At 37.8% G+C, this 17,707-nt stretch carries 19 protein-coding genes and 1 pseudogene; 19 read left to right on the forward strand and 1 reads right to left on the reverse strand.

Annotation, left to right across the window (positions count from 1 at the left end):
- The 13 genes and pseudogenes from ACVRZH_RS05950 to ACVRZH_RS06010 form a co-directional block, all read left to right on the forward strand.
- Positions 1-971: pseudogene (locus ACVRZH_RS05950) on the forward strand (hypothetical protein); the annotation flags it as partial.
- Positions 972-1,039: 68 nt separating this feature from the next.
- A complete protein-coding gene (locus ACVRZH_RS05955) occupies positions 1,040-1,345 on the forward strand; it encodes a DUF5962 family protein (protein WP_447454390.1) in 306 nt (101 codons plus the stop codon).
- 1 nt (position 1,346) lies between these two features.
- Entirely contained in the window at positions 1,347-1,670 is a 324-nt protein-coding gene (locus ACVRZH_RS05960) for a DUF5966 family protein (RefSeq protein WP_447454391.1), read from the forward strand.
- 208 nt (positions 1,671-1,878) lie between these two features.
- On the forward strand, positions 1,879-2,112 hold the full coding sequence (locus ACVRZH_RS05965; protein WP_447454392.1) for a ComC/BlpC family leader-containing pheromone/bacteriocin: 234 nt from the start codon (positions 1,879-1,881) through the stop codon (positions 2,110-2,112).
- Positions 2,113-2,417: 305 nt separating this feature from the next.
- Complete coding sequence (locus ACVRZH_RS05970; RefSeq protein WP_447454393.1) at positions 2,418-3,062, forward strand: hypothetical protein; 645 nt, start codon at positions 2,418-2,420, stop codon at positions 3,060-3,062.
- 43 nt (positions 3,063-3,105) lie between these two features.
- Positions 3,106-4,158 (forward strand): toprim domain-containing protein, encoded by a 1,053-nt coding sequence (locus tag ACVRZH_RS05975; RefSeq protein ID WP_447454394.1) that lies wholly within the window; start codon positions 3,106-3,108, stop codon positions 4,156-4,158.
- A gap of 98 nt (positions 4,159-4,256) precedes the next feature.
- Complete coding sequence (locus ACVRZH_RS05980; RefSeq protein WP_447454395.1) at positions 4,257-4,499, forward strand: DUF5965 family protein; 243 nt, start codon at positions 4,257-4,259, stop codon at positions 4,497-4,499.
- Positions 4,496-4,918 (forward strand): DUF5945 family protein, encoded by a 423-nt coding sequence (locus ACVRZH_RS05985; protein WP_447454396.1) that lies wholly within the window; start codon positions 4,496-4,498, stop codon positions 4,916-4,918. Before ACVRZH_RS05980 ends, ACVRZH_RS05985 begins: the two co-directional genes overlap by 4 nt.
- A 53-nt stretch (positions 4,919-4,971) precedes the next feature.
- Entirely contained in the window at positions 4,972-5,265 is a 294-nt protein-coding gene (locus tag ACVRZH_RS05990) for a hypothetical protein (RefSeq protein WP_447454397.1), read from the forward strand.
- A 74-nt stretch (positions 5,266-5,339) separates the two neighbouring features.
- Positions 5,340-5,816 (forward strand): type II toxin-antitoxin system antitoxin PezA, encoded by a 477-nt coding sequence (gene pezA / locus ACVRZH_RS05995; protein WP_447454398.1) that lies wholly within the window; start codon positions 5,340-5,342, stop codon positions 5,814-5,816.
- A complete protein-coding gene (gene pezT / locus ACVRZH_RS06000) occupies positions 5,816-6,592 on the forward strand; it encodes a type II toxin-antitoxin system toxin PezT (protein WP_447454399.1) in 777 nt (258 codons plus the stop codon). The genes pezA and pezT overlap by 1 nt, the downstream gene beginning before the upstream one ends.
- Positions 6,589-8,658 carry an ATP-dependent nuclease gene (locus ACVRZH_RS06005; RefSeq protein ID WP_447454400.1) on the forward strand — a complete coding sequence of 690 codons (2,070 nt, stop codon included), beginning with the start codon at positions 6,589-6,591 and terminating at the stop codon, positions 8,656-8,658. The genes pezT and ACVRZH_RS06005 overlap by 4 nt, the downstream gene beginning before the upstream one ends.
- Before the next feature lie 2 nt (positions 8,659-8,660).
- On the forward strand, positions 8,661-10,475 hold the full coding sequence (locus ACVRZH_RS06010; protein WP_447454401.1) for a UvrD-helicase domain-containing protein: 1,815 nt from the start codon (positions 8,661-8,663) through the stop codon (positions 10,473-10,475).
- A gap of 93 nt (positions 10,476-10,568) precedes the next feature.
- Here the strand turns inward: ACVRZH_RS06010 and ACVRZH_RS06015 are convergent, their stop codons facing one another.
- Entirely contained in the window at positions 10,569-11,732 is a 1,164-nt protein-coding gene (locus ACVRZH_RS06015) for an ATP-binding protein (protein ID WP_447454402.1), read from the reverse strand.
- Positions 11,733-12,097: 365 nt separating this feature from the next.
- Here ACVRZH_RS06015 and ACVRZH_RS06020 point away from each other — a divergent pair, with 365 nt between their 5' ends.
- The 6 genes from ACVRZH_RS06020 to ACVRZH_RS06045 all read left to right on the forward strand — a co-directional run bounded on the left by ACVRZH_RS06020 (position 12,098) and on the right by ACVRZH_RS06045 (position 17,659).
- Entirely contained in the window at positions 12,098-12,460 is a 363-nt protein-coding gene (locus ACVRZH_RS06020; RefSeq protein ID WP_447454403.1) for an SAG1252 family conjugative relaxosome accessory protein, read from the forward strand.
- Positions 12,461-12,462: 2 nt separating this feature from the next.
- Positions 12,463-12,828 (forward strand): plasmid mobilization relaxosome protein MobC, encoded by a 366-nt coding sequence (mobC, locus tag ACVRZH_RS06025; RefSeq protein ID WP_447454404.1) that lies wholly within the window; start codon positions 12,463-12,465, stop codon positions 12,826-12,828.
- The gene (locus tag ACVRZH_RS06030; RefSeq protein WP_447454405.1) at positions 12,815-14,695 is read left to right on the forward strand and encodes an SAG1250 family conjugative relaxase; all 1,881 of its coding nucleotides are present in this window, start codon (positions 12,815-12,817) and stop codon (positions 14,693-14,695) included. Before mobC ends, ACVRZH_RS06030 begins: the two co-directional genes overlap by 14 nt.
- Before the next feature lie 529 nt (positions 14,696-15,224).
- Positions 15,225-15,566 carry a LytR/AlgR family response regulator transcription factor gene (locus tag ACVRZH_RS06035; protein WP_447454406.1) on the forward strand — a complete coding sequence of 114 codons (342 nt, stop codon included), beginning with the start codon at positions 15,225-15,227 and terminating at the stop codon, positions 15,564-15,566.
- 1 nt (position 15,567) lies between these two features.
- Positions 15,568-16,305: a response regulator transcription factor gene (locus ACVRZH_RS06040; RefSeq protein WP_447454407.1), complete on the forward strand. Its 738-nt coding sequence runs from the start codon at positions 15,568-15,570 to the stop codon at positions 16,303-16,305.
- A gap of 13 nt (positions 16,306-16,318) precedes the next feature.
- Complete coding sequence (locus ACVRZH_RS06045; protein WP_447454408.1) at positions 16,319-17,659, forward strand: sensor histidine kinase; 1,341 nt, start codon at positions 16,319-16,321, stop codon at positions 17,657-17,659.
- The last annotated feature ends 48 nt before the right edge of the window (positions 17,660-17,707 follow it).

Raw genomic sequence — 17,707 nt, forward strand, 5'->3', positions numbered from 1 at the left:
GCTGGGTACTTAGCCTACAGCGAAATGGTCGGCTGATTCGTCAGGGAAACCAGCACCAAGAAGTAGACATTTATCACTATATTACTAAAGGGAGTTTTGACAACTACCTCTGGCAAACTCAGGAGAATAAGCTCAAGTACATTACTCAAATTATGACCTCTAAAGAGCCCGTTCGGGCGGCAGAAGACATTGATGAGCAGACCATGACTGCTTCTGATTTCAAGGCTTTGGCTACGGGCAATCCCTTTCTTAAACTCAAGATGGAGCTGGAAAATGAGTTGGGGCTTTTGGACAATGAACGGCGAGCCTTTGATCGAACTAAAGACGATTACCGCCAAACCATACGGGTGGCAGAACGGGATTTACCAGCTCTTGACAAACGTCTCAGTTGTTACGACCAGGATATAGAGAACTCCAGACGGAGTAAGGGAAAGGACTTTGTTATGTCCTTTGGTAGCCAATCCTATACCGAAAAAGGCGAGGCAGGGGAGTACCTGCACCAGTTGATTCGTCAGAATCGCTCTGAAACCAAGGAACTCCGTACCTTAGCCCATTATCGTGGCTTTTCTTTGAAGGTGACGACCAGAAGCATGACTGAACCTGTTCCTGAAATTGTCACGCTTAGAGTTGTGGGAGACAACCAGTATTCGGTGAGCCTGGATTTGAAATCCCCCATTGGAACTCTCCAGCGGATTAACAATGTGATTGACGACATTGAAAAGGACAAAGAAACAACAGAGGCTTTGGCCAAGACCATGAGGGATAAGGCAGCAGTTGCCAAGGAACAGGTTGATAAGACTTTTAGTAAGGAAGAACATTATCAAAAACTTAAAGCTCAATACGATGTCCTTGCACCTCTGATTGAAGCAGGGGAGCCTATAGAGGTCATTGAAGAAGCCCTAGATCCCTTTCTTAATCAATCCAATAAGCAAGAAATCGTCCTTGACGACCAACTTTCTTTAGAAATTTAGCAGCAATGAGCTGACAAAAGGAATGGAACGCGGTAGACTAATGGTAGAAGAACAAAAGGAGAGACATGATGACAGACCAATTTGAAAACATGAAACACCAACTAGATAACCTTTTGAGTGAGGGGTTCAGTACATCTGACCAGTACGAGGCTTATCGTGACTTGAAAGCCCAATACGAGACAGCCACAGGTGATGTGAGCTTTTCCATTCGTGAGGTCACGGGTCAATTAGAGGTTATCATGACCAATCGTGAGACCTTCTTCCCAGACCTCGATGAGGGGACACGGGTAGAGTATTTGGACTTGGTTGAACGACTGGAGGAGCTGGATAACACCAAGGCGGCTTACTACCGCAGACAGTTAGGGGAGGCATAAGATGTTTGAAGAGTTAGGGCAAATTATTCTCATTCTCATCGCTATTGGAGGGATTCTTCTCCTGCTTTACCGCTTGTTTCTGGCGGCGACAGGCTTATTGCTCATTGGAGGAGGTCTCTTTCTAGCCTTTATGGAGGTTTATGGTCTTTACCTGTTGTTTACTGAAACAGACCTCTTTGTCAGAGATTTTCAGACCAATGGCTGGCTCAGTTTTCCGATCTTTTTTGTCGGGATAAATGTCTTGTTGGCTGGATTATTGGTTAAAAAATGGAGCAAGATGGCCATAAAGCATCGTTTCAAATTGTTCAAGACCAGACAGGCATAAACTACTCGTTAGTGGCATCAACTTTGGCTGGTGCCCTTTTCTTGAATGGCTATATTTTAGTCTTGAACGGTAATGTTTTTCCTGTTTAGGAAAGTTAAATGACTGTTCAGGAAATGGTTATTATTTTTGTAAGAAGAGTGCTATACTAAAGGTGTCAAGTTGCAACGGACAAATCAATAAAAATAGAAAACATAAGGAGGTATTCATCATGAATACACAAACAATTTCTCACTTTGAACTTTTGGACACTGAATTGCTTGCGACTGTTGAAGGTGGCAATGCATGTGCCTGGGGAGTAGGAGGTGGTGCAGCTACTGGTTTGGGTACGGGTTTGTTAGCAGTGGCTGCAATGAGTAATCCAGTAGGTTGGTTGGCTATTGCAGGAGTGGGTGCCCTTACGGTAGGAGGTGGTTTAACTGGTGCAGCTGGGTTCTGTCGCTAAAAGAGTAATAGTATTAATTGCTACTTTAGTTTTTATACCGTCGATAATTTGGTTACTTCTTTTAGATATACCAAGTAGTTTAAAATTTATTTTACTGATATATTCTAATTTGCCAATTGCTTTGGTATTATTTATTAGTACTATACAAAAAAATCAAAGAAAAGAGAAGTGAATTATATTATCAACTTCTTGAATTTTAAGCTAGGTCATCAGTTTTATTCGGCTGGTGTCCTTTTTTCTGTGATAAAATCCCCAATTTCCTCATGGTATGCTTGGTCTATCATAACAGAAAAGAGGAAAAATAGATGATTGATAGAACTAAGCAGGTCGTTTTAGTGAGTCTAGCCAGTCTTGCTTTACTAGCCTTTGTCTCGACTATGGGTTACAGTCTAGGAAAACAGAGTGTGACCAACGAGACCAGGGCAGCCATCAAAGAGGAGGCCAAGAAGCTACAAGACGTACAGGCCAAAAAAGAGAAAGCCAGTCGCTTATCTCCAGAGGGGGTAGAGGAGTTTCTTCGTCACTATTTCACCAAGAAACAGCTAGGAGAAAACAACAAACGTCTTAAACCTTATCTGACCGATTCGGCCTATCGTGAAGAATTAACTCGCCAAGAAGACACTCTCCAGCAGGTCTACAAGGACTATATCTTGGACTATCAGTATCAGGAGGCCGATATTTACCTCAATTATGCTTCAAATGAGGTCTTAGCTGAGGTGTCTTATACTGTGACCTATGTTCCAGACTTGGAACAAAAAGACAAGGCTCAGACCAATCAAATTGAGAAACGGCTTTTGCGACTGACCTACACCAAGCCGGGGGACAAGCTCTTGGTCAATCACCTTCAGACCTATTCGGTGGGCTTATCAGAAGCACTGACGAAAGTACAGTTTGACAGACCAGAGCTAGCGGCTGTTCCTGAATTACCTGTTTCAACCACAACACCCTAAGCAGAAGGACAGCCTTCTGCTTATTTTCATATAGGAGAATGAGATGATTGCATTAGAGACGGTAAAGAAGAAATCCATCGTAGATGTAGCAGGGGCCTTGGGTATCCCTTTGAAACGCTTATCCAGCACCCTTTATGAGCAGGTAGAACACGATTCTTTCAAGATTTTTACCAACACCAATACCTTCAAATGGTTTTCGCGGGATATTCAGGGCGATGTCATAGACTTTGTGCAGCTGATGGCAGGGGTTAGCTTCAAGGAGGCGATTCACTTTTTGGACAAGGGAGACTTTCCAGAGCAGGAAATCCAGGAGCTAAAACTAGAACCTTTTCGTTATTATCTCCCCGAAAGTAAAGACTTTGGTTCTGCTCGCACATATCTCAAAACTATTCGCTATCTGTCTGATGAGACCATTAATACCTTTGGCCGACAAGGGCTACTTGCCCAGGGGAAATGGCAGAGCGACAACCATACCGAGCCTGTGGTTGTGTTTAAGAGCAGAGACCATCATGGGCGATTAGTAGGGGCTAGCCTTCAGGGTATTGAAGAACACCCAGACAGATACAATCGGGGACGGCTCAAGACAATCATGAAAGGCACTCACGGTTATGCAGGGATTAGCTTGACTATAGGTAAGCCCAAGCGGCTTATTTTTGCGGAATCTACCATTGACTTGATGAGTTATTATGAGTGTAAGAAAGCAGAATTGACAGATGTTCGTTTGGTTTCTATGGAAGGTCTCAAGAAAAGGGTTATTGCCTATCATGTTATCCGACTAGCATCAGAAGAAAAAGGGGACTTTAGTTTTCTTAATAGCCTCGACAAGGAACGATTAAGCTATTATCTGGATGTGATTTTACAGACGACCACCTATTTTAATCAGCATAATCATCTCTTGACCTTGGCTGTCGATCATGATAAGGCAGGGAGAGACTTTATTGACAAGCTAATAGAGGAGGGATTTCCTCTTGAGCAGGATTTACCACCGTTAGATGTATTGAATAGCAAAGCTGATTGGAATGAGGAGTTAATCAGGCGAAAGTTGGAACCTAGTTTGGACGATTGGCTCTGTCAATTTTACGAGGAAGGTAGGTAGACCAGCTATTCCTCTCAAACCTTAGCTCTTGATTTGTGATGAAAAAATCAAGGGGCCTTTGATAAGCTAGATCCAGACCCAAAGAAGGAGGAATGCCTATGAGTTTGAGCCAAGTGGCTCGCCTAGAAGAAAAAGTTAAGAAACAGGCCGAGAAAGTGGCTAGGGAAGCGGAACGCCTTAACACCTATCAGAACCAACTCCAGGAAGCAATGTACGCCACCTTTATCACTTATCAAACGAGCAGTCAGGTACGCTTTGACGAGGCTTTAGAGCGAGCTTTTGGGAAATTGTCTAAGCCCCATGCCCCACAAGAACCTAATGACACAAGGAGAACAGAATGACGACACAAATAGACTGGACCTATGACGGTTCACTAGACCAACCAGCATCCACTACACCAGACCAGGAACGAGCAAAGATTGCGGCACTTTTTGGTAAAGGTGACCCAGCACCAAGTCCTACAACAGAAACGATTGATTATCAAGCAGAATTTCAAAAACTAAAGGCTGGTGAATTACAACAAGCCTCGCAGGAAAATACCGAAATGTCACCAGCAGTAGTAGCACTTCCCAGCCCTACTTTGGACAAAGACCCAACCATACTCTATAAGGAACACCTTCAGAAACAACTAACCAGTTACGAAGCAGACATGAGCACCTACCAGCTGGAGCTTGATCGTTTGCAGAGATTGGTGAACGAGAAAGGCAACACCATCAATACCATCACCGCTATTCTAAAGGCGATGGATACAATCGCATAAGCTAACAGTCCGTTTATTGGGCTGTTTTTTGAAAGTTTTGAAAGGAGCAGCATGTGTTAAAAGGTTTATTCAAATCCAAAGGGCATCATCCGCCGTCTTCAGACCGTTTCAAATCCTTGATTCATATTTTATCAGACATGTCAGACATAGAACTAGACAAGGTAGAGAAGTTAATCAATTTAATTTTTGACCAAGAGAATCAGGAAACGCCAGCAAATTGTTCTGAATCAACTAGTCCTGTTGTTCGGGAAGAAAGTTTAGATGACAGAATCGAGACTGCCAAGGCAACGCTAAAGACAGAAGAGTTGGAAAAGCGGATAGAACAGTTTAAGCAGAGTAAGAAATAGAACTTGCACCAAAAATGGTGCAAGTTCTTTGCGTTTGTACTATAATAGAGTTGAAAATAGAAATGAGGTTACCCATGATTCAAGCAAATATTAAGGCACTCCGCCAAGAGCAACAATTATCTCAATCAGAATTTGCGGAGAAGATCGGTATTTCCCGTAATAGCCTGAGCCGTTACGAGAACGGTATTAGCTCTGTATCAACTGAACTGATTGATCGCATTTGTCATCAATTTAATGTCTCTTATTTGGATATTGTAGGAGAAGAAAAGATGTTAACTCCAGTAGAAGATTATCAATTGACGCTAAAAATAGAAGTTATTAAAGAGCGTGGAGCAGCGATTTTATCCCAACTATATAGCTATCAAGATAATCAAGGAATAGCTTTTGACGATGAGACTAATCCTTGGATTTTGATGAGTGATGACTTGTCGGATCTTATCAATACTAGGATTTACCTGGTTAACACGTTTGATGAAGTAGAGCGCTACAATGGTTATTTGGATGGTATTGAGCGTATGTTGGATCTTGCTCGTCATCAGGTGGTGGCTTAATGCGGTTAGAAAAATTTGGCCAAGATGATTTTGACTTAGCCTTAAAACGGATTGTTCGTTCATTAACTCGTGGTAAAACGACATCAGTTAATCCAATACCAATTTTGCTTGGTGGGCAAAGCGGAGCAGATAAAACAACGATACACCGTATCAAGCAGAAAGAATTTCAAGGTAATATCATCATTATCGATGGAGATAGCTATCGTTCTTTTCACCCCAATTACCTTGCTTTACAAGAAAAATATGGTAAAGATAGTGTTGATTACACTAAAGTTTTTGCAGGGAAAATGGTTGAACACCTAGTCAAAGAATTGAGCAAACAAGGCTATCATTTACTAATTGAAGGAACTCTGAGAACGACAGAAGTTCCAAGCAAAACAGCTCAGCTATTGAAGGCGAGAGGTTATCAAGTCTCACTAGCACTGATAGCAACCAAGCCTGAATTGTCATATCTCAGCACCTTAATCCGCTACGAGGAAGTCTATGCAGTGAATCCAAGCCAAGCTCGAGCAACGCCTAAAGAACATCACGATGGTATTGTAGAGCGTCTAGTTGATAACTTACGAGAATTAGAGACTAGTAAACTCTTTGACCAGATTCAGATTTATCAAAGAGATAGAACTTGTATCTATGATTCTGAAACTGATGAAGGCTCCGCGGCAGAAGTGCTACAAGAGTGTCTCTTTGGAAAATGGAGTAAGGTTGATGAGGAAATGATGAAGGTGGGGAGAGAGCGGTTGTGTGAATTAGTTTCAGGTAATGGAGATAAGAAATGAAGTTAACAAAAGTAATTATTAATAATTTTAGATCATTCGGTGAAAGTCAAATTATTGAATTAAACAATCAAACTGTATTGATTGGGAATAATAGTTCAGGAAAAACAACTGTATTACAAGCATTGAGTAAGCTGTTTTCGGATAAACAAAGTGATAGAATAATTCGAAAAAGTGATTTTCATCTACCAAAAGGATTAGGACCTGGAGAAAATACTAGAAACCTCTTTATAGAAACTATTTTTGAGTTTGATGAACTTGATGGAACTGTCTATGGACCAGCCATTCCAACGTTTTTCGAGCACTTTACAGTTTCTCAAGATAGTGCCAAACCATTTCTACGAATCAGGTTAGAATCTTCTTGGGAAGATGATGGAACAGTTGAAGGAAGTGTTGATACTCAAATCTATTATATTTCATCTGATGAAGAAATTATTAAAGATGAGAACAAGCATCGTGCCCCTAGAAAGGATTTAGATAAAATTAGGGTACTTTATGTACCAGCTTCAAGAACGCCTGAGAAGGAGTTGGGTAATGCTTCTGGTAGTATGTTAAGTAGGCTAGTAAGTAGTATAAATTGGACCGAAGATGAGATAAAGGAAATTACAGATAAAATTGGTGAGTTGAATAATACTTTTTTATCTGACAATGGAGCATTAACTAAGATCAACCAAGGGATTCAGAAATCGTGGGGACTGTATCATGAAGACAAACGATTTTCTCAGGCAGAGTTAACTATTAATTCTTCTGAGATGGCGGCAGCCCTTAGACAGATTGCCTTAAAATTTTCACCAACAACCACTGAAGAAGCATTTACAGTTTCAGATCTAGGAGATGGACTGAGATCTATTTTTTATTTTTCACTTGTTGATTCGATACTTGATATTGAGTTAGAAATTACCAAAGACCGTGAAGAAAATCCTGGTAATCCAAGATTTAAGTTGATCCCACCAGTACTAACTATCTTAGCAATAGAAGAACCAGAAAATCATATTGCTCCACATCACATTGGAAAACTGATAAAAAGGTTTAAGCAATTAGGCAATAATGCCAACTCTCAAGTGATTTTAACGTCACATTCTCCATCTATTGTAAAAAGAATTGACCCAGAAGATTTGAGATATTTAAGAATTGAAAATAATGATAGAGTGCTTCAAACCATTGTTTCTGATATACAGTTACCTCAATCGATTGATGAGTCTTATAAATACATTAAGGGAGCAATTCAAGCTTATCCGGAACTATATTTTGCGAAGTTAGTAGTACTAGGTGAAGGTGACAGTGAGGAACTGTTATTACCAAAGTTTTTTGATTTACTTGGAAAAGAGATTGATAGCTCTCAGATTTCAATTGTCCCTCTAGGGGGCAGACATGTTAACTATTTTTGGAAATTATTGAATTCACTCAAAATTCCTTATATTACCTTATTGGATTTTGATAATGAAAGATACGGGGGTGGTTGGGGAAGAATAAAATATGCTATCCAACAGTTACTAGAAATAGGTATTGAGCGTAGTGATTTAGTGACAATGGAAGATAGTAGAATATTGAATGATGAAGACATTGCTAGAATTAGTTCTAATCAGATAACTGATATTTTCTCACAACCATTGTCATCCTGGATAAACCATTTAGAAAAATTCAATGTTTTCTTTTCTGCACCACTTGATATTGATTTCCTAATGTTACAGCATTATAAGGACTATTACCTGGGGACTTTATCTACCAATGAAGGACCTGTGGTTTCTTATATTGATGAAAATAATGACAAGAAAAAAATAAGATTAACTAAAATGGACAGAACAAATGATTATCAATTAATTGGTTTTAAAAATCGCATAAGTGAAGCTATACAAGCAACTCTAAAAGATAAGAGTGGACCCGGTGATAGTTTTACTGATGAAGAAAAAGTACTAATGATTTGGTATCAATATTTCTTTTTAGGTAGAGGAAAGCCGACAACTCATATGCAATTTTTATCATCAATTAGTGATGATGAATTAAATAGAAACATACCTCCTGTGTTTGAAAAAATGGTTAGACGTGCGGAAGAATTACTTGGAGATTGAATATGGTGAAGAGTAACGATTGGTTTCCTAAAGGAGTCGTTAAATTAGAGGATGCTGCTTTAGAAGTAGTTAAAGATGTTACCAACTGTCTGGTCATTGCTGGACCAGGTGCAGGAAAAACTGAATTACTAGCTCAGAAGTTAGACTGTCTTTTCTCTACAAATAAATGTGTTTCCCCCAAGAAAATTTTAGCATTAAGTTTTAAAACAGATGCCGCATCGAATTTGAAAGAAAGAGTTAAGAAACGTTATGGTGATGAATATGCTTCTCGTTTTACCTCATTAACCTATTCGGCTTTTGAAAAGAGAATTTTAGACCAATTTAGAAATGTTCTTCCTGAGGAGATAAGACCATCGAAGGACTATTTGATTGAAGAAATGGAAGTCATAAAAGAGGTTCTTGATAGAAATGGATTAAGTACTACTGGAATGTGGAAGAATAGCATTAAGGAAATTGCAGAAAGAATTGCCTTGAATGAGAGAGATTCAACTATAAAAAATGATCTGTTAAAGGGGACTCAGAGTAATAAACCAGTTCTTTTTTACAGACAAATAACAAAGTTGGCTACTCAAATAATAGCTACTAACGAATACATCCGTAAAGCACTTCAAATGACATACGATTTTGTATTTCTAGATGAATTCCAGGATACTACATATGCACAGTATAATTTATTAAAAACTTGTTTTTTAGGTTCGTCTTGTAAATTAACAGCAGTTGGAGATAATAAGCAAGCCATTATGATATGGGCAGGTGCAAATCCTGATATTTTTCCAGACTATATTCGAGACTTTAATTCAAATGAATATCAATTGTTGATGAATCACCGCTCTGTACCTAAACTTGTAGAATTTCAAAAAGAGGTTCATCAGATATTAAATAGTAATCACAGTTCTATTCAGACAAATAATTATCCAGAATTTCAAGAGGGTGAAATAACATTATTTGAATTTGAAAATGAAAGTTTAGAAGCTGAGTTAATTGCAAATGATATAGAATCAAAAATTCAAGGAGGTATACGACCATCAGAAATTTGTATCCTAGCAAAACAGAAGGTTGATGATTATAGTTCAAAATTGATAACTACATTAAGCAGTAAAGGGATTAAAGCAAGAATTGAAAATGAATATCAAGAGCTTTTAAAAGACCCTACTTGTAACCTATTATTAGATTTAATATCATGCAGTCAAGGAAAACGAGATCCTTTAATTTGGGAAAATATTAGTAATTTTTATGGAAATATCAATGGAATAGATGAGTTTACTGATGAATTAATTTTAGCAAAATCCTATAAGGAGATTGACAATCTAGTTAGTGATATTACTTACCTAATTTCAAATTTTATTCCCAATGAAGAAAGTATGCTAAAATTAATTGATTGTATTATTGAAAAAATAGATGAAAAAAGAATTATTTCCACTTTTTCAATATACAATGGAAAAAGTGACCTAGATATCATTGTCAAGAACTTTTCAAAGTTATTATACAAAGAATATTTTCAATTACAAGGTGAATGGATAAAGGTAGTATCTAATTTCAAGGGTGAAAATTCAATTCCAATTATGACTATCCATAAGAGTAAAGGATTGGAATATGAGGCAGTCTATTTTCTAGGCTTGGAGGATTCTGCGTTCTGGAATTTCAATAATCAACCAGAAGAAGATAAAAGTGCGTTCTTCGTTGCACTTTCAAGAGCAAAAAGTCACTTAATATTCACATACTGTAAATTGAGAAATTATAGTCCACAAAACAATAGAAATATTAATGAGATATATTCATTGCTGACTCAATCCCGTTTAGTGGATGTTGTTAATTAATAAGATTAAGGCATAGGAATTAGCTTTTTAGAGAAACTAATTTCTATGCTTTGTTTTATCTTTTTAACTAGTTAAAGATGTTACAGTAGGTCATCAAGAAATATGTTTTTGAAAACTTTTCAATAACCTAACTAAGTTTAATTCAGTTAGATTTACTTGATTTTCTTGGATGTTGTAATCAGGATTTTTTTGTCTAGCTTTTTTATAGTAAATATCGAAATCTTTTTCTGCAACCTCAAGTTGATTCATTATCTCTTCTAATGAGAATTTACTCTTTATTAAGTTGTGAATCTTTTTCAATTCTAATTTTGTATCATAAATTACTATACTGTCTTTAAATCTAGTTAAAGGATATTTTTCAAGACCAGGTATTGAAGAAAATACTTTTAGCAATTGGTACTTTAAAGTATTTTTGTATAGACAATGATAATAAATAGTCTCGTGAGAATCCATTTTAAAACTTTCTAAATCAGGGGAGGGGACTAGACAATTACCTTGATCCAAATATATGGCCATGCATTCGTCAATTGTAAGATGTCGGTAGCGAAGCTGTACTAGCTGCCAATCAATATTAGTTTGGTATTGATTTAGACTATAAGACATAGTTTTAAAGCGGTTAGAGTCATCGTCAGTAAGTTTCAAAAAAAAGTCTGGGTTGGGATTATAAATAAAAAATCTTCCATCATCATTCTCAATGAAGAACCAATTTTTATAGTCTTTTAAAACATGAAAATACTGCTCTTTGATATTTAAGTCGGTATGATTAAACTTTTGAAACAACTTATTTATTAACTCAAAAGGAGCAGAGGAGTCTTTAGGAGTATTTATAGAGCCATTTCTAGCATATATTAATCCTTTTGGTAATGCAGTATCTTTCTTAGGCTTATAATCTTTTGTTAAAAATACAGGAACTTTATCTGTATCATGAATAATTAAGATGTCAATTTCTTTGTTGTCTATAGTTTCAGTTTGTATGCTAATTTTAATTTGATTATTTGTTGATATAAAGAGTTTATGTAGTAAATCTGTTAGATCTTCTTCATTTCTTCTATTATCATCATTGTTTACACCGATTATATCTAAAGTGATATTATCAATTCCAAAGATGATATAACAATCTTCGTGATGTGATGTATTAACAAAATTCAAGATGTCACGAACTAATTCAGACTTTGAATGATGCCATTTTTGTTTGAAATCATGAAACTCATCTTCAGGAGTATTAAGTAGTAAATCTATTTGTTCTATATTCAGCATGCCTATTTCTCCAAATATTCAGTTTACAGGAATTGTATCATAGAATTTAAGAAAGTCAATTATAACTGTACTAGTTGTGATACCTTTTCCAAATCTTCCTTGTTATCCTAATCTCATTCCATTGAAAATCAATACTTAATTTTTCACTGGGGGTTTGGGGGCGAAGCCACCATAGTTTCTTATCGTCGGCTGACCAACCTGTAAGGTTTGGGGTCAGCTGGCGATTAGATTTTGGGTTATTGTGGACACAATAACTGAGCTCGCAAAAGCCGAAAAGCGAAGCGATGAGGCTGAAGGAAGACCCCGTATCTGATACGGTATCGGGGCTGACCCGATAGAGGCAACTAGAGAAGGAGTAGAACGAGATGACAGACCACTATCGCATTATCCGTAAGGAAATCAATCTGACACCAGAGGAACTGGAGCAGGTTCAGGAGCTGATGAGGCAAGAACACGCAGAGCAATTCTCTCCCTTTGTCCGTCAAAAGCTGATGGACTTGGTTGAGAGGAAGCAGTCAATAACGGATTGGTTTACCCTCTGGCAATCCCAGAAAATTGAACAAATCAGTCGAGATATTTTACAGGTGACTATCTTGGCTGAACAGACCCATCAAGTCACGTCAGAGCACTTGCGAATTATCTTGACCTGTGTGCAGGAGTTGATGGCAGAAGTCGAGAAGGCTATTCCACTCAGTCCAGACTTTCGTGACAAATACATGGGAGGTTAGAGATGGAAAATCGCTACCGTACCAACCTCAAAAAAGTCTTTCTAACGGATCAGGAGTTGGCGACTTTGAATAATCGTATTGGACAGAGTGGCTGTAAAAATTTCTCTGCTTATGCTAGAAAAGTTCTACTCAATCCCAATATGACCTTTCTGACTATTGATACCAGTAACTATGACGACTTAGTCTTTGAACTGAAACGTATCGGGAACAACCTCAACCAAATTGCACGGACCGTCAACCAAACTCATCTTCTAACATCAAGCGACCGTAAGCTCTTGGTACAGGGGATTGATCAACTTATCAAGGAAGTCGAGAAAGATTTTATGGTCAAGTGCCAGCAGTTGAAGGAGTTTTATGGTTGTCACTAAACACTTTGCGGTGCATAGCACCAAGTATCGCAAGAGCCTTATCAAGTATATTCTCAATCCAGAAAAGACGAAGCAGCTGAAGCTGGTCTCTGATTTTGGTATGAGAAATTACCTGGACTTTCCCACTTATGAGGAGTTGGTGGAGATGTACCATGCCAACTTGACCAACAATGATCGGCTATACGATTCCAGAAATGATCGCCAGCAAATCAAGCAGTCCAAAATCCATGCCCACCACTTGATTCAGTCTTTCTCTCCTGAAGACAAGCTGACACCAGAAGAGATTAACCGCATTGGTTACGAGACCATTAAAGAGTTAACGAGTGGGAGTTTTCGTTTTATTGTTGCGACCCACGTTGATAAGGACCACATCCATAATCATATCTTGATTAATGCAGTTGATAGGCAGTCGGACAAAAAGCTCAAGTGGGATTATAACCAGGAGCGAGACCTCCGCATGATTTCTGACAGGATTGCCAAAGAGGCTGGGGCAAAAATTATCACCCCGAATCGCTATTCGCATGAAAATTTTGAGACCTATCGTCGCACCAACAACAAATTTGAACTCAAGCAACGGCTCTACTTTCTCATGGAAAATAGCATGACTTTTGAGGATTTTATGATTAAGGCTCCTGCTTTGAACGTGCAAATTGATTTTTCTCGCAAGCATGCCCGCTTTTTGATGACCGACCGCAACATGAAACAGGCTATTCGTGGTAACCAACTTAACAAACGTCAACCCTACACTGAGGATTATTTTCGGGAGCAATTTGCCAAACGAGCCATTGAAGAGCGACTGGAATTTCTTTTGCCTAAGGCTAAAAGCCTAGAGCATTTGGTTAAAATGGCAGAGCAGCTGAACCTGGCTATCTTTCTCAAACAGAAACACGTTGTCTTTACCTTATCAGAAAATGATAGGAGCATGACCATAAAAAATCATAATCTGAGTACCAAGCACCTTTACGATGTCCAGTTTTTCGAGGATTATTTTTCCAAAGAAAAAGAGCCTCCCGACCTTAGTCTGGAAACTCTTGTTTCAAATTTTAAAAAGTACCATGAGGTGAAAAACAAGGACAGGTTGCCTGAGGAAGAACTTTGGTCAGCCTACACAGACTTCAAGGAAAAACGGGACCGGATTCAGGAGTTTGAGGTGGTCTTAGCAGAGCAGCAGGTTGATAAGTTGGTCAAGGACGGACTATTTGTCAGAATAAATTACGGCGTTAAAAAAGATGGCTTGGTGTTTATTCCAAACCGTAACCTAGATATTAGGGAAACAGACAAAGGAAAATGCTACTATGTCTTTATTCGTGAGACCGCCCAGTTTTTCATCTATCACAAAGACAATGCTCAGCTCAATAAGTATATACGAGGCCGAGACCTGATTCGTCAGCTCTCTCATGACAGTAAACAGATTCCTAAACGCAGGCGACCAACCCTTGATACCCTCAAAGATAAAATCGCAGAACTGAATCTCTTAATTGAACTGGATGCCGATAACAAATCTTACCAGGAGATTAAGGACGAGATGATTCAAGATATTGCCAAATTGGAGTTGACTATCATAGATTATCAGGGCAAACTTGCCTACCTTAATAAGGTGGCAGAAGTTTTACTCAATCTCGACAACTCTGACCCAGAAAATCGAAGACTGGCACGATACGATTATGCCAAGATGAATCTGACTGCATCTATAACACTTGATCAGGTGGAGGAAGAAATAAAAAAAAATCAAAAATTCATGACGAAATGGATAGATGATTACGAATATAAGGTTAGGAGACTGGAGATTTTAGTCCAGACACTTAGTCACTCTCTTTTTTCTTCAGACCATAGAGACCGTCCAAGTAAAAATGAACTTGGTCTCTGATAAATGTTAATGATTTATTGTTCGTAGTATCAATCACGCCAAATCCCCGATAATGATTTTTGAAGAGTTCTTCATAATCGATATTTTGGCCAATAATAATGATAGTTGCTAGTTCTGAATAAGTTCGTATATCCTGTAAGTAACCGTTCATCTTCTCTGATGTTAAAAACTTCGATTTTATGATAAAATAGGTAGTAGGACTGTTGTACTTATACGGATAATAAGAGAAAGATAGTTTGATTTTTGAACAAATCTGATGACTGATTAAGTAACCTTTAATGACGATTGCGATAAAAATACTTAATGGGGAATAAGGAAAGATTTCAATCATAGTATCCTTTCTTTTTCAATGATTTAGGAATTTAATTATATCAGTTATTGTTGGTTTGGTGAGCTTCATCTCCTGAATATACCTCTAACTTTCCTAAATGGTAAAATCTTACCATTCAAGACGTTTGGATAACCATTGAGGATTTGAAGGAAATATGATGTTGCTCCTATGCTATAGTGTTCATAGGAGGATATACCTATGAACTTTATGATTATCAAAGTCAAGGATGAAACAAAGAAAGTGCTGCTGTCAGATATACTATATATCATATCTCATCCATCTAAGCCACATTATATTCAAATTGTGACTGAGAAAGAGGTTTATGATTGTTTACAAAAGCTACAAAACATAGAGGAAATGTATCCAGAATATTTTATTAGATGTCATCGTTCTAGTTTAGTTAACCGTTCAAAAATTAAAGCTGTCAATTCTCGAGAAAAACGTATTATTCTTGGAGAAAAAGGAGAACACAATATTACTTTTTCAAGACGTCGCTATCAAGATATACTACATCAGTGGATTAATAAAGGAGTAATGTAGAATGAATATCTTTGTGTTAGAAGATGATTTTAAGCAGCAAGAAAGAATTGAGACAGTTATTACCAAGTTTTTGGAGAAGCACAACATCGTTCCAAAAAAATTTGAAATTTCAGGAAAACCTAATCAGCTACTTCAACTAATAGAAGAAAAAGGTGTACATCAGCTCTTCTTTTTAGATATAGAAATTAAGGAAGACGAACTAAAAGGACTTCAAGTCGCTAAACAAATTAGAGAGATTGATCCTTACGCCAGTATTGTTTTTGTGACAACACACTCCGAGTTCATGCCCTTATCTTTCAGGTATCAGGTATCTGCCTTGGACTATATTGATAAAGAACTGAGAGCGACTGAATTTGAATCTCGGATAGAAGCAGCTTTACTTCATACTCACAAAAAGGACAGTAAAGCAGTATCGGATGATTCTTTCTATTTCAAGTCTAAATATGCTCAAGTACAGTACCCATTTAATGAAGTGTACTACATTGAGACTTCTCCACGTCCTCATCGTGTTATCCTTTACACCAAAACAGACAGAATGGAATTTACAGCGAGTTTATCAGATATTTTGAAACAAGATAAACGACTTGTACAATGCCATCGTTCATTTGCCATCAATCCGGGGAATGTTGTTAAGGTGGATAGACATGAAAAGCAAGTCTATTTTCCTAATGGCTCCACTTGTTTTATTTCAAGGCAAAAGCTAGAATCAACTTTGAATGCTATTGATAGACTGCATTGATAAAGGAGAAAGTATGTCAGCTGTTGAGTATATTATCGAAGGGGTGGTTTCATTTGTTTCGATTATCATTCTCTTTTTTAGTATTAACCGACTAAATTATTCCGTTCGCTCAATCGCCTTGGTTATTCTGCTCAGAGTACCAATTGCAATTGTTTTCGCAACTTTAAATCAATTATTTCCGAGTCAATTTTTATCTTATTTTGACACCCCTTTGTATGGTTTTCTCCTAGCCATGATATTGCTGCGGCCCTTACCGAAGACCCTTTTGATTTTCTATGGTCTACTGCCCTTTACCTTAGAAAATCTCTTTTATCGCATGGTGTCCTATTTTGTTTTACCTTTATTCGGGCAGTCATCGGGAATTATAGAAGATACACCAACTTTTATTCTCGTTAATTTCTTGTCTATATCGGCCGCTCTTTTCTTTTTAAAATGGCTAAAGTATGACTTTGTCAAGTTAAGAACAGACAATCTTGTAACTGAAGACAAACGGCTGCTCTATCTGACCAACTGGGTGATGGTTGCGTATTACATCTTGATGCAGACCTTGACTTATTTAGAGTATGACATCGGATTGCCGACCATGCCTCATCGTCAATTTATTCTAGTGACCTATCTTGTTATCTTCATGGGAATTATCAAACAACTTGATTTCCATTTGCGAAAAAAGCTACAAGAACAGCTTGATTTTCAACAAGCCTTGCAGCTCAAAAGCTTGGAAGATTATAGTAAGCAAGTTGAGGATCTTTATCGTGAAGTGAAAGGTTTTAGGCATGATTATGCTAACTTGTTGACCACATTACGCTTGGCTATTGAAGACAATGATATTGAGCAAATAAAAGACATTTACCAGTCCGTATTAAAGGATTCACATAAACGATTGCGAGCTAGTAAATATGACATCGGACGCTTGGTCAATATTGACAACTCCGCCTTGAAAAGTCTACTGGCGTCTAAATTCTTGCAAGCCAACGATAATAATGTATCAGTTAGCTTGGAGGTACCAGACGTGATTAAGCCACAAGGAATGGAGTTGATAGATTTTATCACCATCGTATCGATATTATGTGATAACGCCATAGACGCTGCCATAGACGCCGCCCCAAAGGTAACGATAGCCTTTTTGACGGTTGATGATAAGCAGATGTTTATTATCGAGAATACAACTAAGGTAGAAAATATCGACCTTTCAAATGTTTATTCCTTTGGTCATAGTTCCAAAGGGAATAACAGAGGAGTTGGTTTATATAATGTGATGAAAATTCTAGAGCGTTACCCACACGTATCACTTAACACGACTAGTGCATCTTATCTGTTTTGTCAATCCTTAGAAATTGGACTGACATCTAATTAGGTAAAAATTTTGGACCAAGGGATTCAGTCCCTTGGTCCAAAATTTTTG

The organism is Streptococcus fryi (assembly GCF_053206505.1).

Bases quoted from the DNA above. Each gene is read 5' to 3' on its own strand.
- ACVRZH_RS05955 (WP_447454390.1), top strand. From the start codon at position 1,040: ATGACAGACCAATTTGAAAACATGAAACACCAACTAGATAACCTTTTG.
- ACVRZH_RS05960 (WP_447454391.1), top strand. From the start codon at position 1,347: ATGTTTGAAGAGTTAGGGCAAATTATTCTCATTCTCATCGCTATTGGA.
- ACVRZH_RS05965 (WP_447454392.1), top strand. From the start codon at position 1,879: ATGAATACACAAACAATTTCTCACTTTGAACTTTTGGACACTGAATTG.
- ACVRZH_RS05970 (WP_447454393.1), top strand. From the start codon at position 2,418: ATGATTGATAGAACTAAGCAGGTCGTTTTAGTGAGTCTAGCCAGTCTT.
- ACVRZH_RS05975 (WP_447454394.1), top strand. From the start codon at position 3,106: ATGATTGCATTAGAGACGGTAAAGAAGAAATCCATCGTAGATGTAGCA.
- ACVRZH_RS05980 (WP_447454395.1), top strand. From the start codon at position 4,257: ATGAGTTTGAGCCAAGTGGCTCGCCTAGAAGAAAAAGTTAAGAAACAG.
- ACVRZH_RS05985 (WP_447454396.1), top strand. From the start codon at position 4,496: ATGACGACACAAATAGACTGGACCTATGACGGTTCACTAGACCAACCA.
- pezA (WP_447454398.1), top strand. From the start codon at position 5,340: ATGATTCAAGCAAATATTAAGGCACTCCGCCAAGAGCAACAATTATCT.
- pezT (WP_447454399.1), top strand. From the start codon at position 5,816: ATGCGGTTAGAAAAATTTGGCCAAGATGATTTTGACTTAGCCTTAAAA.
- ACVRZH_RS06005 (WP_447454400.1), top strand. From the start codon at position 6,589: ATGAAGTTAACAAAAGTAATTATTAATAATTTTAGATCATTCGGTGAA.
- ACVRZH_RS06010 (WP_447454401.1), top strand. From the start codon at position 8,661: ATGGTGAAGAGTAACGATTGGTTTCCTAAAGGAGTCGTTAAATTAGAG.
- ACVRZH_RS06015 (WP_447454402.1), bottom strand. From the start codon at position 11,732: ATGCTGAATATAGAACAAATAGATTTACTACTTAATACTCCTGAAGAT.
- ACVRZH_RS06020 (WP_447454403.1), top strand. From the start codon at position 12,098: ATGACAGACCACTATCGCATTATCCGTAAGGAAATCAATCTGACACCA.
- mobC (WP_447454404.1), top strand. From the start codon at position 12,463: ATGGAAAATCGCTACCGTACCAACCTCAAAAAAGTCTTTCTAACGGAT.
- ACVRZH_RS06030 (WP_447454405.1), top strand. From the start codon at position 12,815: ATGGTTGTCACTAAACACTTTGCGGTGCATAGCACCAAGTATCGCAAG.
- ACVRZH_RS06035 (WP_447454406.1), top strand. From the start codon at position 15,225: ATGAACTTTATGATTATCAAAGTCAAGGATGAAACAAAGAAAGTGCTG.
- ACVRZH_RS06040 (WP_447454407.1), top strand. From the start codon at position 15,568: ATGAATATCTTTGTGTTAGAAGATGATTTTAAGCAGCAAGAAAGAATT.
- ACVRZH_RS06045 (WP_447454408.1), top strand. From the start codon at position 16,319: ATGTCAGCTGTTGAGTATATTATCGAAGGGGTGGTTTCATTTGTTTCG.